This window comes from Burkholderia sp. WSM2230, assembly GCF_000472445.1.
Classification (GTDB): Bacteria; Pseudomonadota; Gammaproteobacteria; order Burkholderiales; family Burkholderiaceae; genus Paraburkholderia.
In genome coordinates this window covers 299,919-315,803 of the sequence record NZ_AXAJ01000006.1, presented here as the reverse complement: position 1 = coordinate 315,803, position 15,885 = coordinate 299,919, and the positions used below count along the sequence as shown (strand labels likewise).

At 63.7% G+C, this 15,885-nt stretch carries 13 protein-coding genes; 4 read left to right on the top strand and 9 right to left on the bottom strand.

Annotation, left to right across the window (positions count from 1 at the left end):
- Positions 1-4: 4 nt before the first annotated feature.
- The 9 genes from A3AC_RS0115015 to A3AC_RS0114975 all read right to left on the bottom strand — a co-directional run bounded on the left by A3AC_RS0115015 (position 5) and on the right by A3AC_RS0114975 (position 11,183).
- Positions 5-1,201 (bottom strand): polysaccharide biosynthesis/export family protein, encoded by a 1,197-nt coding sequence (locus A3AC_RS0115015; protein ID WP_025599795.1) that lies wholly within the window; start codon positions 1,199-1,201, stop codon positions 5-7.
- A gap of 37 nt (positions 1,202-1,238) precedes the next feature.
- The gene (locus tag A3AC_RS0115010) at positions 1,239-2,192 is read right to left on the bottom strand and encodes a glycosyltransferase family 2 protein (RefSeq protein ID WP_025599793.1); all 954 of its coding nucleotides are present in this window, start codon (positions 2,190-2,192) and stop codon (positions 1,239-1,241) included.
- Between the two features lie 2 nt (positions 2,193-2,194).
- Positions 2,195-3,592 (bottom strand): undecaprenyl-phosphate glucose phosphotransferase, encoded by a 1,398-nt coding sequence (locus A3AC_RS0115005; RefSeq protein WP_025599792.1) that lies wholly within the window; start codon positions 3,590-3,592, stop codon positions 2,195-2,197.
- Between the two features lie 36 nt (positions 3,593-3,628).
- Positions 3,629-4,363, bottom strand: a complete 735-nt coding sequence (locus tag A3AC_RS0115000; RefSeq protein WP_025599790.1) for a Crp/Fnr family transcriptional regulator — start codon at positions 4,361-4,363, stop codon at positions 3,629-3,631.
- 623 nt (positions 4,364-4,986) lie between these two features.
- Positions 4,987-7,521 (bottom strand): glycosyl hydrolase 2 galactose-binding domain-containing protein, encoded by a 2,535-nt coding sequence (locus A3AC_RS0114995; protein ID WP_025599789.1) that lies wholly within the window; start codon positions 7,519-7,521, stop codon positions 4,987-4,989.
- Complete coding sequence (locus A3AC_RS0114990; RefSeq protein WP_025599788.1) at positions 7,518-8,630, bottom strand: DUF1839 family protein; 1,113 nt, start codon at positions 8,628-8,630, stop codon at positions 7,518-7,520. Before A3AC_RS0114990 ends, A3AC_RS0114995 begins: the two co-directional genes overlap by 4 nt.
- Positions 8,627-9,682 (bottom strand): amino acid--[acyl-carrier-protein] ligase, encoded by a 1,056-nt coding sequence (locus tag A3AC_RS0114985; RefSeq protein ID WP_025599786.1) that lies wholly within the window; start codon positions 9,680-9,682, stop codon positions 8,627-8,629. Before A3AC_RS0114985 ends, A3AC_RS0114990 begins: the two co-directional genes overlap by 4 nt.
- A complete protein-coding gene (locus A3AC_RS0114980) occupies positions 9,682-10,938 on the bottom strand; it encodes an acyl-CoA dehydrogenase family protein (protein ID WP_025599785.1) in 1,257 nt (418 codons plus the stop codon). Before A3AC_RS0114980 ends, A3AC_RS0114985 begins: the two co-directional genes overlap by 1 nt.
- Positions 10,935-11,183, bottom strand: a complete 249-nt coding sequence (locus A3AC_RS0114975) for an acyl carrier protein (RefSeq protein ID WP_025599784.1) — start codon at positions 11,181-11,183, stop codon at positions 10,935-10,937. The genes A3AC_RS0114980 and A3AC_RS0114975 overlap by 4 nt, the downstream gene beginning before the upstream one ends.
- 271 nt (positions 11,184-11,454) lie before the next feature.
- On the opposite strand from A3AC_RS0114975, the gene A3AC_RS0114970 reads away from it, so the two are divergent.
- Genes A3AC_RS0114970 through A3AC_RS0114955 form a run of 4 tightly spaced genes read left to right on the top strand, consistent with a single transcriptional unit; the run spans position 11,455 to position 15,878 of the window.
- Complete coding sequence (locus A3AC_RS0114970) at positions 11,455-11,985, top strand: GNAT family N-acetyltransferase (protein WP_025599783.1); 531 nt, start codon at positions 11,455-11,457, stop codon at positions 11,983-11,985.
- Positions 11,985-13,520: an O-antigen ligase family protein gene (locus tag A3AC_RS0114965; RefSeq protein WP_025599782.1), complete on the top strand. Its 1,536-nt coding sequence runs from the start codon at positions 11,985-11,987 to the stop codon at positions 13,518-13,520. Before A3AC_RS0114970 ends, A3AC_RS0114965 begins: the two co-directional genes overlap by 1 nt.
- A gap of 25 nt (positions 13,521-13,545) precedes the next feature.
- Positions 13,546-14,724, top strand: a complete 1,179-nt coding sequence (locus A3AC_RS0114960) for a glycosyltransferase family 4 protein (protein WP_025599781.1) — start codon at positions 13,546-13,548, stop codon at positions 14,722-14,724.
- Positions 14,721-15,878 (top strand): glycosyltransferase family 4 protein, encoded by a 1,158-nt coding sequence (locus A3AC_RS0114955; protein ID WP_025599779.1) that lies wholly within the window; start codon positions 14,721-14,723, stop codon positions 15,876-15,878. The genes A3AC_RS0114960 and A3AC_RS0114955 overlap by 4 nt, the downstream gene beginning before the upstream one ends.
- The last annotated feature ends 7 nt before the right edge of the window (positions 15,879-15,885 follow it).

Below are 15,885 nucleotides of genomic sequence, written 5' to 3'. Positions count from 1 at the left end.
CGATTTATCTGGACAACTGGACGGTGTAGAAGATCGATTGCAGAGTCGGCGTGATCTGTTCGAGTGCGCGATTAAAGCGCGCCGCATTCGACACTTGCACATACACGACGTCCTTCGGTTGCAGATCGAACTTGGTCATCAGCATCAACGCATCCACCTGGGTCATGTCGAGTTGATAAACGTCGGGCGTGAGCGTCTTGTCGGCGCCACGCACCACGTACACGTAGCGCGGATCGCCGGTCTTCACGTCGAGGCTGCCCGCGCCGGTGAGCGCGTCGGCTAGCGTGAGACGGCCGCGGTTCATTGGCAGCGAGGTCGGCTTGTTCACTTCGCCCAGCACGAAGACGCGGCTGTTCGAGCGGTCCGGCACGTCGATGATGTCACCGTCCTTCAGCAACACGTTCTGTTGCGGATCGCCGGTTTCGAGCAGCGCGGCCACGTCGACGGTGTAGCGTTTGCCGTCGCGCGTCACGCCGACGTTCTGCAGGTCCGCATCGGGCAAAGCGCCGCCCGCGCGATTGATCGCGTCGAGCACGGTAAGCGGCGCATCGGTGATCGCTTCGGAAGCGGGCGTGCGCAGATTGCCCGTGACCTGCACTGATTGACTGTTGAAGCCCGACACGCGCACGTCGAGCTGCGGGTCCCGAATAGTGCGCGCGAGGCCCTTCGTCAGCGCCGCCTGTACTTCCTGCGCGGTCATGCCTTGCACCTTGATGCGGCCTACGCGCGGAAAGAAGATCGTGCCGTTGTTCGCGACGCGCACCGTCAGGCCGCCTTCGCCACTGCCCGTCATGGTCGGTGCGATCGGCGTCGCGCCCTGCGTCTGTGTGGGGCCAGGAGAAGGCGCCACGCCGCTTGCGGCTGGCAGCGGCGGCGTGCTGCCCGCGATGCCCATGCTGCCTGTCAACTCTGGATGATCCCAGACGATGATGCTCAACTGGTCGCCGATCCCGAGCCGGTATTCGTAGTGCCCGCGCGTTTGCGGCGTGAGGCACGTCAGTGGACAGACGGCGGGCACGGCGGCCGCGCGTTGCTGGCGAAAGTAGCCGACGTCGATCGTGTGCACCGGAAACTTCTCGGCTGTCTGTTCAGGTGGCGCCGCGGGCTCGAGCCGTTTCGTGTCGAGGTAAGGTCCGGGCGCGAGCGTGCAGGCGCATAGAGATGCAGCCGCGAGCCCCGCGGCAATTGTTTTGATAGTCATTTTGTGGTCCCTTCGCGTGTAGCCGGCGCGTCGTTGGTTAGCGCGCCGCTTCCTGCCATGCCCCGCGCATTGCGCGTAAACCCACTCGCCATTTGCGAAAAGCAAGCGCCAGTCCGCCGCGCTCGAATGCCAGTGACAATGCGCGTACGAACCCCGGGTCCGCGCGATCGCCGATCAGCGTCGAGTAAACGACGAACGCCCATCGGCCAGGCGGGCTCAGGTGTTCGCACATGATGAGTCGGAGATTGAACGACGCGTTATAAAACGCCGTGTCGTTGAATGTGAAGCGCTGATCTTCGTCGCCGCGCTGTGCGGGAAAGTGCTCGACGAGCAGCGCCGGGTCGTAGACGAGCGTCCAGCCGCGCCTGCGCACGTCGAGGCTGAAGCCCATCTCGCAGTGAACCTGCGCGCCGCTGCCGCGCAGGCGCGCGTCAAAACGCAGCGAGCCGATCGCTTCGCGACGGAACGCCATGTTGACGCCCTTGAGCACGTCGACCTCGCGCGCCTGACCATGGCCGATGTGATGATTGCCGATCGTGCGGCCATACCATCGCACGATGCCCACGCACGGCTTCTGCCCCTGCAGAATGCCGTTGCGTTCATGCACGATGTCGCGCCCGCCGAGACCGCCGAGGCACGGATCGCTCTGGAATGCGCGGGCGATCCGCGCGATCCAGTCTGGATGCGGCGCGGCGTCGTCGTCGGTGAAGCAGAGCACGTCGCCGCATGCGCTTTCTATGCCGAGGTTGTACGCAGCCACCACACCTGGCTTATGTACCAGCACGACCGCGCGCCGCGGATCGGGGCGCGTGGCCTCGCGCGTGCGCAGCCAGTCGAGGGTCGCGTGATCGTCGTGACGCGCGACCACGATCACCTCGTCGGGCCGGCGCTCCTGCGCGTCGAGCGCCGCGAGGCACCGCGCGAGATCGGCGGTGCGACGATACGTCGGCACGATCACGGAGACTTTCACGAGCGGTGTCCGTAGCGGCATGATCAGAATGCGTTGCGGCCGACAAAGCCCTTGAAGATCGTGATGAATACGATTTTCATGTCGAACCAGAACGACCAGTTGTGAATGTAGAAAAGATCGAACTTCACGCGCGCTTCCATCTTCTCGACTTTGGCGGTCGCGCCGCGATAGCCGTTCACCTGGGCCCAGCCGGTAATGCCGGGTTTGATCCGATAGCGGTGCATGTAGCCGTACACCTGATCCTTGTAGAGGTCGTCATGCTCGAGCGCATGCGGACGCGGACCGACTACGGACATCTGTCCGAGCAGCACGTTCAGAAACTGCGGCAGTTCGTCGAGGCTCGTGCGGCGCATGAAGGCGCCGAGCTTCGTCACGCGCGAGTCGTTGCGCGAGGCCTGCGTGAGTTGGCCGTGTGCTTCGTGATGCACGGTCATCGAACGGAACTTGTAAATGGAGAAGGGCTCGCCGTCCGCGCCCTTGCGGGTCTGCCGAAAGAACACAGGCCCCGGCGACGTGAGCTTGATGCCCACAGCGAGCACGACGAACACCGGCGCAAGCGCAATCAGTGCGGCCGCGGCGAAAAGCCGGTCGAAGATCAGCTTCGGCCACATCTGCGGCGGCGATAACGACGGCGCGCTGAGGCTCAGCGTGGGCAAACCGACCACTTCGACGAGCGAGTGGTCAAAAAGCGAGAGGCTGCGTACGTCAGGAATAAAACGCAGGTTCACAAAGTCATGCCTGAACATGCGCTGGAAGCGATAGATCGTATGTTCTTCCGAAAGCGGCAGCGCGAGCCAGACTTCGTTCACATGCTCATCGCGCACTTTCGCGGCGAATGCATTTGCGTCGGTGAGCACCGGCAGGCGATTTATCTGCGCCCCGTACGCGGCAACCCGTTCGAGACTGCTGTTCACGCTCATATCGAGTACGCACACTGGCTTGAAGCCGGCTTGCGGCGCATGTTCCAGATGCGCGAGCAGCGTTCGCGCAAAACCGGGTGCGCCGACAATCGCGACGGTGCGGAAATTCATGCCGCGCCGGCGCACGCTGCGCAATGCCACGTGCACCGCACACTTCGTCACCACGATCAGCGCGCCTGAGATCAGCGTCGAATACGCGAACCACAGGCGCGATACCGCATCCATGCGATGCAACGTGAACGCGAGCAGCAACGCGGCCGCGACCACGGCGAGCCATGCCGCGGCGACTCGCGCGAGCATCGCGCCCAAGGCCTTGCCGCGCCACGTTTCGTATACGCCGAAGCCAGGAAACATCAGCAGCACCAGCACGCAATTGAACGCAATCAGCAGGCGTTCCGTGTCCGGCAACGCGGCGAGCGTCGAAAAACGCATCCAGTGAGCGAGCAGGCCTCCCGCAATCACGAAGAGTGCGTCGAGGAATCGCGCAGTATTCCTGAACATTATTGACTCTGCGAGGTGGTCGAATCGTGCTGTGTTTTATTCGACGGTCTCGGCCTGGCGCAGACGTGGCAGAAGGCGGTCAAACTCGCGTTTCACGAGGCCGTAGCACTCGCAGGCGCGCGCTTCGAGGCCCTTGCGGTCGAGCACTTTGATGTGTCCGCGGCTGTGGTGAATCAGGCCTTCGTCGTGCAGCTTGCCGGCTGCCTCGGTGATGCCCTCGCGGCGCACCCCGAGCATGTCGGCGATCAGCTGCTGCGTCACCGTGAGGTCGTTCGACGCGACACGGTCCACCTCGATGAGAAGCCACCGGCACAGTTGCTTGTTCAGCGAGTGATGGCGATTGCACGCGGCGGTCTGCGCGACTTGCGTGAGAAGCGCGTGCATGTAGAGCAGCATCAGACGGCGCAGGAAATCGGAGCGGGCGAATTGCTGCTTCAGGGCCTGCGCGCTCATCCGGTAGGCGAAGCCGGCACATTGCACCTGCACGCGGTTCGGCATGGTTTCGCCGCCCGTGAGCACCGGCACGCCGGTCATGCCTTCGCGGCCGACGGCGGCGATCTCGACCGAGCTGCCGTCTTCCATTGTCGACAGCATCGAAATGATCGCGGTGGTCGGGAAGTACACATGGTGGATGCGTTGGCCCGAATCGCAGAGCAACTGCTCCGTGCGCAGATGAACCAGTTCGAGATGGGGAGCTAGCGCTTGCCATTCGTGAGACGGCAATGCGCCGAGCAAATGGTTACCGTGCAGATCTGATTGAAGTGTCAACATGATCGGTCCTCGCGTGAAGCCGCGCGTCGCGCGTCTTCCTGTTTTTGATCCGATTCGTGCACCCTTCGATTAAGTCGCTGCATTGCAAACAGCAGAGGGTGAACAAGAATCGGCCCCGTATTGGCCTGATGCGCCGCCGCCGTTGTGGTTGCTCCCCACGGCGCCGCGATGTTGCATGCTCCTATTAGCGAGGACTATGCCAACCAGGGGCAAAGGCCTGACTGGTGCGACGCAGCGACGACGGCTCGGGCAATTGAGCCCCCTGTAGAGGCCTTTTTGTTTCAATTCTGTACATCGGCCATTCCCTCCGTCCGGACAGGGGGCGGGCTTTTTATACGAGCCAAGTGCTTGATGCTATTGACTTCGCAACGACTGCAACGGTTTTGCGCGGACGACGCCAGGGTCGTCCCGCTCTGCAAAGGCGCGTTTTCACGCGGTGTCCGGGATGTGCCGGAATTGATTCAGATGTGTTCACCCCGCTGCGTGGGTTGCCGTACGTTTGGTCATTGACGGTTTTCAGGAGTCGCAAAAGAAACGACAGTGGTGGGCCTGTCCCGACAGATGCATTCGCGCAGCGCGCGGTTTTGCGCGCGTTGCGAAGGCGCGGCCGGCCGAAAACAGGCTTATCCGTAGAACGTGGCGGACGCCGCATTGAGGGCGCGGACTTCGCCGGCGGGTGCGGCATATGTTGCATCGGCTTTAAAGGCCGCTTTCGATGCGTGTGCAACGTTCACGCTTTGTGATGTGAAGGGAACGAGCGGCACGATAGAGGGGCGGTCCGGCGCGAGGTGGAACCAGTCGTGCGCGGCGCGATAGTGCGGGTCAATGATATGAACGAAGCGCGCAAAACGTTTCGCTTCGACCACCAGTTGCCAGCCGCCGCCGGCGCGTTCTACAGCGACCGTCAGACCGGGATCGCCGGGCGCGCCGATGCGCCGGTCCGGCAGATGAAACGCTTCGGAAACGATCCGCCCGCTCGCCGCGTCGCGCAGCGTCGCGATCGTCACGTCGTGCGCGCGCGGGCCGAAACGGTAGGCGTAGGTCAGATCGAAGAACCGGTCGAGGCACGCGGCGGCGGAAATGCGCTGAGCAGAACGCGGTGCGAGCCGCACTGTGCGGCTCGCCGACGCGACCGTCACGCAGCCGTCGCGCAGACAGACGAGCTCCAGTTTCGCCTGCAAGGTGTCGGCACGTTCATTGATCAGGTGGATATCAAGGCCGTTGAGGCCTTCGTCGGTGAAGAGTGCCTGAATGGGTTGGAGCGTGTGTGCGAGGCCGTGCAGCGCGCTTTTAGGCCTTCCTGTGGCGTCTATTAGCCCCCAGCCCGCCCCGGCCTGCAAATCCTGAAGCTGCCAGACCAGTCCGCCGCCGCAAGCCGATCCGGCTCTGCGCCATTCGGCGAACACTTCGGCCATCAGCTCCGCGACGAGCGCGCGCGACAGCTCCAGATAGCGCTCGGGGTCTTCATAGCGCAAGCGCGCGGGCTCGACACCATAGAGCGTCTGAAGATAGTGGTCGCGTACGTCGTCGAAGTCCCAGCCTGCGCCGGGATCGCGCGGCACGGCCGCTTTCCAGCGCGGATCGTGCGGATGGATCGTCCCCAACGCTTCGCGCAAGGTCAAGTCGTCGGGCACGTTCGCGAAGGCAACGCACTCGGCGGCAAAGCGCACATGGGAGCGGCGCACGTCGTCGAGCGGACGTTGATAGGCGCCTACACCATAGTAGTGAGTGATGCCCTCATTAGTTGAAAACGGCCACACACCGACAGACGGCGAGTTGCGAACATAGGGCACGTCCGGCCGTTCACGCGCGACGATGGCGGGCAAATACTCGTCGAACACTGGTTGCGCGCGCATCGAAGGTGACAGCCCGAACATTGCGGCCTGCTGCTCGGCCTCGCTGCCGCCGCACAGCACCGCCAGCGAGACGTGGCGGCGCGTGCGGGCGAGAAACTGCGTGGCTTCGGCCTCGATCGACGCTTTAAAGGCCGCGTCGCTCGGATAGTCGAAATTCGCCAGAGCGAAGTCCTGCCAGATGAGCAGGCCATATTCATCGGCTAACGCATAAAACCTGTCCGACTCGTACACCATGGTGCCGCCCACGCGCAGCATGTTCATGCCAGCATCGCGGGCGAGTTCGAATGCGTGCCGCAGTTGCGCTTCGCTGCCCGCGAGCGTGACGAGATCGGCGCTTGTCCAGCACGCGCCGCGGCAGAACACCGGCACGCCGTTGATACGCAGCGCGAAGTCCATGCCGTCGGCGCCGCGTTCCACTTCGATCTGACGAAAACCGATCGAGCCGAGTGGCCATGTGCATGCGCCGCTGTCATCGAGGTGCAACGTAAGCGGATATAGAGTCGGTGTCCCATGCGTATGGGGCCACCAGCGTTGCACGCGCGGCACGCGGACACTGCCGGTCAGTGTATATGCATTGACCCATTGCAGACGTGAAACATGGCCGCTACAGCAGAGTGAGGCGCCACTGGCCGCGACATCGTGTGGATAAACGAAATGTAGCGTTAGCGAAACAATACCGTCGTCGCCCTGCAGTTTGCTCGTGAGGTCCACGCTGTCGATCGCAAAACGCGCATCGCTTAGTAGTTCGATGGGCCGCCACGGCCCAACGGCGTGCACCGCAGGACACCAGCCCGGCATATGTCCGAGCAGGGTCGTACGCACGTTGCGCAGCGTGGGCGGCGTGACGAGTCGCGGCCGCCAGCGCGCGCGTGAGCGTTTTACCGCCAACGCTGGCGTCAGGGAGCGAAAACAGATGACGAGCGACGCGCTGCCGTCCAGTTCGATATCGAGACTGTGCGCGACGAACATAGAGTCGGAGTCGAGGCGCCGGATGCCGTCCATCCAGACCTCGGCGATGGTCGCAAGCCCATGCAGGCGCAAGCGGCGCTTGCCGGTGCCGCGCAAGGTCAGGCGATACCAGTGATCGTCGAAGGCGAGCGGCGTGGGATGCAGGACGTCGAACAGACCCGCGGCGCGACGCGCGCTCGCGACGGTACCCGGCACTTGCGCGGCGAGCCAGCCGCCAGCGGGCAAGTCAGTCGGCGACGCGCATGCGCCGGCCGGCGTGCTCAGGCATTCCCATCCGGTGTCGAGGCGTTGCGGCCAGATGTCTTCGAATGCAAGGGCGAGCGCCTGCGTCATAACACGAGCGCGGCAAGCGGCGGGAGTGTCTCTTCATAAGCGCTTTCGAGCGCGTCGAAACAGTCGTCGCAGAGGTCGCGGCGCCCGCGTGCGATGGCGCGCACGAGCCGGAACTGCATCACCATCGACTCCGATGCGATACGTTGTGCGGCGGCGGGAATCGTCGCGGGAATCGCGAAGCCTTGTTCGCAGAGCCACAGCAGGTACTTCGAGAGGAATTCGAAGTTTGCGCCGAGCTGCCGCATCAGATTGAACGAGTAGGGATGGAAGAACGTCTCGCCGCGCTCGAGCAATATGTCGAGATGCCCGGGAAACGCGGCACGCCATTGCGCGATCGGGTTGGTCAAAGGCCGGCGGCCCAGATGCGCGCACAACAATTCCGCCGATGCTTCGGCGAGCGCCATGCCCTCTAGTGCGGGCCGCGCCTGCTTGGCGAACTCCACATAGGGGAACAGCAGGTCCGGCTGCTGGGCGAATTGCGGCAGCTTGCGAAACACGCCGTCGTAGTCCTCACCCTCGAGCGTGTGATAGCCGGTGTTGTGAAAATAGCCGAGACGGCGTGTGTCCGGATCGATAAAGTCGATGCCTACGGTGGTCTTCGGATGCTCGCGGCGATACGAGGTGGCGCGCGTATTCGGTAGATAAAAACCATCCACTTCGACGAGCACGGTGTGGCCGCGCAACGTTTGCGCGAGCACGCGTGCTTCCAGCGAATCGTAGATCGCGAGTTCCTGGACCTGCGTGCCGTAGAGCCGCTCCAGGTCCTCCAGCGGAAACTTGAAGAACGTGAACTGATCGCCTTCGAAGTCCTGCGTGACAGTAAAGCCGAATGCGGCGCGCGGATCGAGGCCGAAGCCGTGCAGCAATTCGATCCACAAATCCACATAGCAATTGGTTTCCTGCCAGACGCGCTCGCCCTGATGGAGCGCATGCGATTCATGCCGACGTGGCTGCGCCTGTGTCGTACGAAGTGTCGCAATCTGCGATGAACCGGTGCCGCTCGCAGTTGGCAACGCATCGCGCCGCGGAAACTGCAACGTGTCCGAGGTGCTCGACGTGTTTAGCGTGCCTAACGTACGCTTTCGCAGCGGTGTCAGCGACGGATTCATGCGCCGTCTCCCGCTGCCTCTGCGCGTGCGTGCATCTGCGCGATGCCCTGTGCGACGCGCGTTTGCGTTGCGCCCCACAGCAAGGCGCGCACTTCGTCGGGCCACGCGTTCACGTCAAGGCCGTGGTGGCGGAACAGGGCAAGCGTGATGCGCTCCATGCCGAAGCCCACGCAGCCGGTGTGAGCCACGCTGCCGTCCTCGCAGGCAATCTTCCAGATGCCGCCAAAGTGATCCATGTGATAGTTGAACGACAGGCATGCAGTCTTGCTGCCGGCATTCGCGACCGGAATCAGCAGCTCGAACTTGAGCGCCTGCGCTCGCTGACTATCTGCGATGATCTTGCCGCCGCGACCAAAGAACGGATCGTTGGCGAGGTCCACTTCGACAGGCAATTGCAGCAGGGAAACGAGCAGCGAGCCACGTTCGATCCACATCTGGCGGAACGCCATCACCTGTTGCGGGTTGCCGAGCCGCACATATTCGCGCTGGCGGAACATCTGCATGCGCGCGGGGTCGAGCGATGGTTCGTGGCGAAAGCAGTACGACAGTACGTCGATGGTGCATCCGTTGGCAGGCAACGGACCGCGCCGCGCCATCACCGGATAGATCGGATAGCACGCCGCGGGTGTGAGTACGACGCGAGTCGGTTTCTGCTGCGCCATCCATGCGTCGTTGCGCTCGTCGTCGCTCTCGCTCATCGCATCGTCGAGCGCCCGCAAGAGGCGCTGGTGCCCCAGTTCGTTCCCGCAAAACGAGTGAATGGTGCCGGCGAGATCGGGAAAGCTCTTCAGATATTCGCTATCTTCGAAGTCCGTCCGGCGCATGGCTGGCGGGAAGCGCAATACTTCGGGGTCCTGATCTGCGCCGAGATGCGTGATGGCCACGTTCAACCGCTCCACGACGTCCTCGAAGATCTGGCTGCGTCCATAGAGGCCGTTTTCGCCGGTGTCGATCAGAAGGCCGGCTGCAAGCAACTCGTCGCGGAAGTTCGGCGCAAGCGGCTGATCGGTAGGGCCGGCGTCGAGCGCGGCGGTGTGGGTCATCATATTCATCAGGCTTTCCCCGGCGCGGCCGGACGCTGCGCGAGCAACAGGCTCGCGGTGTTCTGCGCGATGCGGTCGTTGTTGATCATGAGCGGCGCGGAATACAGGTCGCGCAAATGGCGGCCGACGCTGTACGGTGTGCCGTTCTTGTAGCCGGCCATGCCGCAAATCATCAGCACTTCATGAACGACTTCGAGAGCGGTGGAGGAGATGCTGGTCTTGAGCGTGTTCATGTCGGATGCAAAGCCAAGCATGGCCGCGAGCGGCGCATCGGCCTGCGATTCATTCAGGCGCGCGGCGTGCGCGGCGCGTGCAGCTTCGAGCGCAACCTGGAGCCGAGCCTGCATCATCTGCAGTAAACCGACGGCTTGCGCGAGGCGCATGCCGGCTGGCGGAACGGAGCCCGGCTTCGAGCGCGCCTGGGCACGAAAAAACGCCTTTGCACGATTCACCGCGTCGGCGGCCACGCCTGTCCATACGGAAGCCCACAGCGTGTGCGAGACGGGCAGCATGGTCTGGTCGGCGATGTCGGCGAAGGGCGTGGGCAGGATCTGTTCGGCAAGACCTGTGGCCACGAGTCTGAAGCCCTCGCTGCAAGTGCCGCGCATACCCATCGAATCCCATGCGCCGCGTTGTTCGAGCAGCGTTGCTTCGCGTAACGCGACGATCAGCACCTGGTCCGCGGCAGCCGACTCCGCCGTGCGGCGCGCGGTGACCAGAATGGCGTCCGCATGCGCACCATACGAGATGGTCGGCGCGAGTTTTTCGATGCGAAAGCGCTCGCCGTCGAGTTCGACCGCGCAGGCGCTCGTACGCATGTTGCCGCCAATCGTTTCTTCAGACGTTGCCGACGCGAAGAGCCATTGATGCTCCGATAGTTGCGCGAGCAACTGCCGATGCCATGGCGAGGCACTGCCATGCTCGTCGATACAGGCAACCTGGATCTGATGCATCGCATAGATCATCGCCGTGGACGCGCAACCCTGCGCAAGCGTTTCGCAAATCGCGCCGACCTCCGCGAGAGACAGCCCAGCGCCGCCGCATGAGGTCGGCACCATCGCAGAGAGCAGGCGCTCGTGCTTGAGCGCTTCGAATGCCTCGGTGGGGAAGCGCGCTTCGGTGTCGACGGCGTCGGCGAATTGCGCGGCAATAGCGGCACAGCGTTGCGCCGCCGCGCGCCAGCCTGGTTCGGGCTCGATCGCCGTCAACGCCGCGAGCGCCGTGGATGCCGCCGCTGTGGCCGGATCGAGTAGCGGGGCGCTCATGCTGCTTTGGCCTGTTGCAGTTCGGTGACCGCGGCCGCCATCGAATCGATGCTCGAGAAGAGCCGGCGCGTGAGCATGCGATCTGGAATCTCGACGTCGAATTCATCTTCGATGGCGAGCATCAGATGCACGGTCGCGAGCGACGAAAGGCCGGCGGCGTACAGGTCCGCGTCGTCCGCGAGGCTTTCGGGCGCGACATCGAGGCGAGCCGATTCAGAAAGAATGCGTCGCAAGGCGGTCTTCATGGTGATTGTCCCTCTGTTGTGCAGCGGTCTCGTGAAATTCACCCGTAGAGGCGAATGCATGGGCTCGATAGGCGCTCGCGACGCGACGCGTTGTCAGTGCCTCGTATTTAAGAATTGGCAAAGCCCAGCGTCAGTGCGATGGCGCACGGAAACAGCCGTATCGCGGCCTTAACGTGTAGCCATCAAAACGGGCCTGCCTGTCGATCGGGCTCACGAGGGCCGCGAGACGCGTCGGCCGCGTCGAACATCAGAGAATCCGCTGGGGAATGTGATGAACTGGAAAACGCTGGAATTCGAGCAGCTCTGTGCGCGTGAGCTGTACCTGATCTTGCGTGCGCGCAGTGCGGTGTTCGTTGTCGAGCAGTCGCATGTGTGCCTGGATGCGGACGGTCGCGACGAAATCTCGCTGCACGTCTTTGCCGTGGAGGACATGGCGCGGCCCATGCCGATTCTTGCTTACGCTCGCGTGCAGCCCGGCGATGCCGAAGATCCCGACATCGTGATCGATAAGGTGCTGACGAGTCCGTTGCGGCGTGGCGACGGCACTGCGGAAATGCTCGTGGAGCGCGTACTGCAGGCCATTGGCGAGCGTTGGCCGGGACACGCCGCACGCGTGAGCGCGCCGGTCGGTTTGCGCGAGTTCTATGAGCAGTTCGGCTTTCGGAAGACGGAAGGTCCTTATCTCGAACATGGCGTGCCGTTCATCGGCCTCACCCGGCAGGTGCGCGGCTCGCAACCGATCGCAGCTTTGCGGCGTCGCGAGCGCGACAGCGCGCTCGTCAATACGTTCGAGATGCTGTAATGGAGCCGGTGCTGATTACGCCGTCGAGCGCGAGACTTGCGCTGCGCACGCCGGCTGACGGCGGGCGCGGCGCAGCACGCACGAGCGACGCGCGAACGGTCACGGCCAGACGCCGCCATAGGTCGACGCGTTTTCGACATCCGCTGCGTTTGCCGTTGCTGCTGTTCGGCGCGACGCTCGGCCTTATCGTGCTGCATCAGGGCAGAGTGGTCGAGCTGTTGTTTCCGGCCGGCGCTTTCGCCGTTGCGCTTGTGCTGTATCGGCGCTCGCCTGCGCATTACCTCGGCTTCGTGTGCTGGCTGTTCTTTCTGACGCCGGAAGTGAGGCGTCTTGCCGACTTCGTGAGCGGTGAGTTCAATCCGCAAAGCCCGATCATGATCGCGCCGCTCGCTGCCGTTGCGCTAATGGGATTCACGCTCGTCAAGCAGGTTGCAGCATTTGGCCAGCGCCGCGCCGCGCCGCTTTTGCTGATCGTGATCGCGCTGCTGTATGCATATGTGGTGGGCTTTCTGCAAGCCGGTCCGGCCGCCGCGACCTTCACGCTGATCAACTGGCTTTATCCGGTGATGGTCGCCTTCTATATGACGGTGACCTGGCGCCACTATCCGGACTATCACCGCGTGTTGCTGAAGACGTTCGTTTATGGCGGACTCCTGATGAGTTTCTACGGTCTGCTGGAATTCGTCTCGCCGATGCCATGGGATGCCTTCTGGCTGATCTCGTCGAAGATGGCGTCCGAAGGACAGCCTGTGCCTTTCGGCATGCGCGTCAGCAGCACGATGAATTCATGCGGCCCCTTCGCGGTCACGCTCATGACCATCCTGCAGATGTCGCTCGCGGCGCGCGGCAAGGCACGCATCGTACTCGGCTGCGTCGGCATTCCGGCACTGTTGCTGACGAGCGTGCGCAGCACGTGGGGCGGCTTCGCGATTGCACTGATGTATTCATTCACGATGCTCGACGGCAAGAGCCGGATGCGTCTTGTGGCCGGCGTGCTCGGCCTCGCCTTGATGGCCGCGCCGCTAATGATGATCGACCAGGTGGCCGAGCCGGTGATGCGGCGCTTCAGCACGATCCAGGACATCGGCGAGGACAACAGCTACCAGGCCCGCGCGGAGTTCTACAAGACGTTCCTCGCTTCGGCGCTGACCGATATCGCGGGCCAGGGCCTCGGCTCGACTGGTCTTGGCACCAAGCTTTCCGACGACAAGGCCGCGGCCGCGAGGGTCGACTTCGACAGCGGTCTGATGGAAGTGCCCTTTGTGATGGGCTGGCCCGGCACTGTGCTGTACACCACAGGTGTGCTGATGCTGTTGTGGCGCGCGTACCGCGCGAGCCGGATGCACCCGACGGACCTGCTGGCCAATTCCGGCGTCGGCGTGGCCGTCGCTATCTTTTCGATGATGGTCTTCGTCAACACGCTCACGTCGGTCTCCGGGATGTTCTTCTTTCTCGGCGTGACGTTGCCCGTTATTTCGCTGCGTTATGCGCGAAGACGTCGTGCCCAAAGCGGTGCGGCGTTCTCGCCGGCCTGACGCATTACAGACGAAGGACACCAGGATGCGGATTCTCATCGTCACCCATGTCGTGCGCAAGAACGACGGGCAAGGACGCGTGAACTACGAAGTCGTGCTGGCGGCGCTGGCGGCAGGCCATTCGGTCACGCTGCTCGCCGCCGAAGCGGCGCCGGAGCTCGTCGAGCATCCGCGTGTGCGTTTCGTGCGCGTGGCGCGAAGCCGTCTGCCAACGCGTCTCGTTCAGTACCAGATGTTCGCATTGCGCTGTGGCGCGTGGATTCGCGCGCATCGCAACGGGTTCGACGTGGTGCATGTGAACGGCTTCATTGCGTGGGCCGGCTCCGACGTCAACGCGGTGCACTTCGTGCATGACGGCTGGTATCGCTGCGGCTTCTATCCATTCCGCTTGCTGCGAAGCTTCTATCACGCGTATCAGGTCCTCTATACGCGGCTCAACATAGCCTGCGAAAAATGGTCGTTCCGTCACACGAGGGTGATCGTGCCGGTTTCGCAGAAAGTGGCGGGAGAAGTGCGTGCGCTGGGTATCGGCGGGGCGCGCGTGCAGGTGATTCATAACGGCGTGGATGTCGACGAGTTCCGGCCTGGCGCGTCCGAGCGCGCGCGTTTCGGCTTGCCGCAGGCGCCGTTCATGCTGCTTTTTGCGGGCGATCTGCGCATGTCGCGCAAAAATCTCGACACGGTCCTGCACGCGCTCGTGCATACGTCCACCAACGTTCACCTCGCGGTGGCGGGCATTCTGCATAACAGTCCTTATCCGGCGCTCGTCGAGTCGCTCGGCCTTTCGGGGCGTGTGCATTTCACGGACATGGTGATGGACATGCCCGCGTTGATGCGCTCGGTCGATGCTTTCGTGTTTCCTTCGCGCTACGAACCAATGGGGCTTGTGCTGCTGGAGGCGCTCTCCGCCGGCCTGCCGGTGATAACTGTGCGCACGGCCGGCGGCGCCGAAGTGATTGCGCGCGACAGCGGCGTCGTGCTTGACGATCCCGACGACGCGGCCGCGCTCGCTGCCGCGATCATGCGCGTGGCCGACGATCCAGACTATGCGCGAAGCCTCGGAGAACGCGCGCGCGAGGTGGCACGAGGCCTCAGTTGGCAGGCCATGGCCGAGCGCTATCTGACGGTCTATGAACAGGTGCATGCAGCGCGTGTGGCACAGACGCTGCCGCCCGGATGCGCGACCGAGCCGGTAAAACTATGAGCGCGACTCCAATCGATTCGCTGCAAATCGGCATGCACTGGTTCAACGAGCGGCCAGGTGGCCTTGACCGCATGTTCAAGGCTCTCGTCGATACGCTGCCTGCGCAGGGCGTCAACGTGCGCGGCATGGTGGCGGGCAGCGCGAGCGTGCTGAACGCATCCGGTGGCCGCGTGCAATCGTTTGCGGGCGCGGAGGCGCAGCTTGGCACACGGCTTCTCGGCTCGCGCAGGCATTCGCGTGTGCTGCGGGCCGCGCGTATGCCCGACGTGGTCGCGACGCACTTCGCACTGTATGCGGCGCCCACCGCAGGCGTGTTTCGCGGCGTGCCGAAGGTCGTGCATTTTCACGGGCCGTGGGCGGCGGAATCGTATCCGGGAGGCGGGGGCGGACTGTCGCGCGCGTTGCGCGTCGCTCTCGAACGCTTCGTTTATCGCGGCGCGACGCGTCATATCGTGCTCTCGCGTGCGTTCGCCCGCTTGCTTCAGGAAACCTATGGCGTGGGCGAGGACAGCATCCGCATCGTGCCCGGCTGTGTCGACGTCGCACACTTCGACACTCGCGTGACGAAAGTCGAGGCGCGCCGGCAACTCGGTCTTGCGGAAGACCGGCCGCTGATATTCTGCATCCGCCGCCTCGTCTCGCGCATGGGACTCGAGGATCTGATCGACGCCATGGCGATCGTCACGCCGCTCGTGCCGGACGTGCTGCTGACCATCGCCGGCAAGGGCCCGCTCGCCGCGCAATTGCAGGCGCGTATCGTCGCGCGCGGCCTCGAAGGCAACGTGCGGCTCGCCGGCTTCGTGCCGGATGACACCGTGCCGCTGTGGTACCGCGCGGCCGATCTTTCGGTGGTCCCGACAGTGTCGCTCGAAGGCTTCGGCCTCACTACCATCGAATCGCTTGCCGCTGGAACCCCGGTTCTGGTGACGCCGGTCGGCGGCCTGCCTGAAGCCGTGGCGCCGCTGTCGAGTGAGCTGGTGCTGCGGTCGGGCGGCTTTCGGGCGATCGGCGAGGGCATGGCCGACGCGTTGCTCGGCCGGCGCAGGTTGCCGGATGCAACTGCATGCCGGAACTATGCGCGCAAGAACTTCGACCAGCCAGTGGTGGCCGCACAGGTCGCGCGCATTTACCGCGAAGCAATCGACGCATTCTGACGCGCCC

Excerpts from the sequence above, each read along its gene's own strand:
- A3AC_RS0115015 (WP_025599795.1), bottom strand. The coding sequence starts at position 1,201 with ATGACTATCAAAACAATTGCCGCGGGGCTCGCGGCTGCATCTCTATGC.
- A3AC_RS0115010 (WP_025599793.1), bottom strand. The coding sequence starts at position 2,192 with ATGCCGCTACGGACACCGCTCGTGAAAGTCTCCGTGATCGTGCCGACG.
- A3AC_RS0115005 (WP_025599792.1), bottom strand. The coding sequence starts at position 3,592 with ATGTTCAGGAATACTGCGCGATTCCTCGACGCACTCTTCGTGATTGCG.
- A3AC_RS0115000 (WP_025599790.1), bottom strand. The coding sequence starts at position 4,363 with ATGTTGACACTTCAATCAGATCTGCACGGTAACCATTTGCTCGGCGCA.
- A3AC_RS0114995 (WP_025599789.1), bottom strand. The coding sequence starts at position 7,521 with ATGACGCAGGCGCTCGCCCTTGCATTCGAAGACATCTGGCCGCAACGC.
- A3AC_RS0114990 (WP_025599788.1), bottom strand. The coding sequence starts at position 8,630 with ATGAATCCGTCGCTGACACCGCTGCGAAAGCGTACGTTAGGCACGCTA.
- A3AC_RS0114985 (WP_025599786.1), bottom strand. The coding sequence starts at position 9,682 with ATGAATATGATGACCCACACCGCCGCGCTCGACGCCGGCCCTACCGAT.
- A3AC_RS0114980 (WP_025599785.1), bottom strand. The coding sequence starts at position 10,938 with ATGAGCGCCCCGCTACTCGATCCGGCCACAGCGGCGGCATCCACGGCG.
- A3AC_RS0114975 (WP_025599784.1), bottom strand. The coding sequence starts at position 11,183 with ATGAAGACCGCCTTGCGACGCATTCTTTCTGAATCGGCTCGCCTCGAT.
- A3AC_RS0114970 (WP_025599783.1), top strand. The coding sequence starts at position 11,455 with ATGAACTGGAAAACGCTGGAATTCGAGCAGCTCTGTGCGCGTGAGCTG.
- A3AC_RS0114965 (WP_025599782.1), top strand. The coding sequence starts at position 11,985 with ATGGAGCCGGTGCTGATTACGCCGTCGAGCGCGAGACTTGCGCTGCGC.
- A3AC_RS0114960 (WP_025599781.1), top strand. The coding sequence starts at position 13,546 with ATGCGGATTCTCATCGTCACCCATGTCGTGCGCAAGAACGACGGGCAA.
- A3AC_RS0114955 (WP_025599779.1), top strand. The coding sequence starts at position 14,721 with ATGAGCGCGACTCCAATCGATTCGCTGCAAATCGGCATGCACTGGTTC.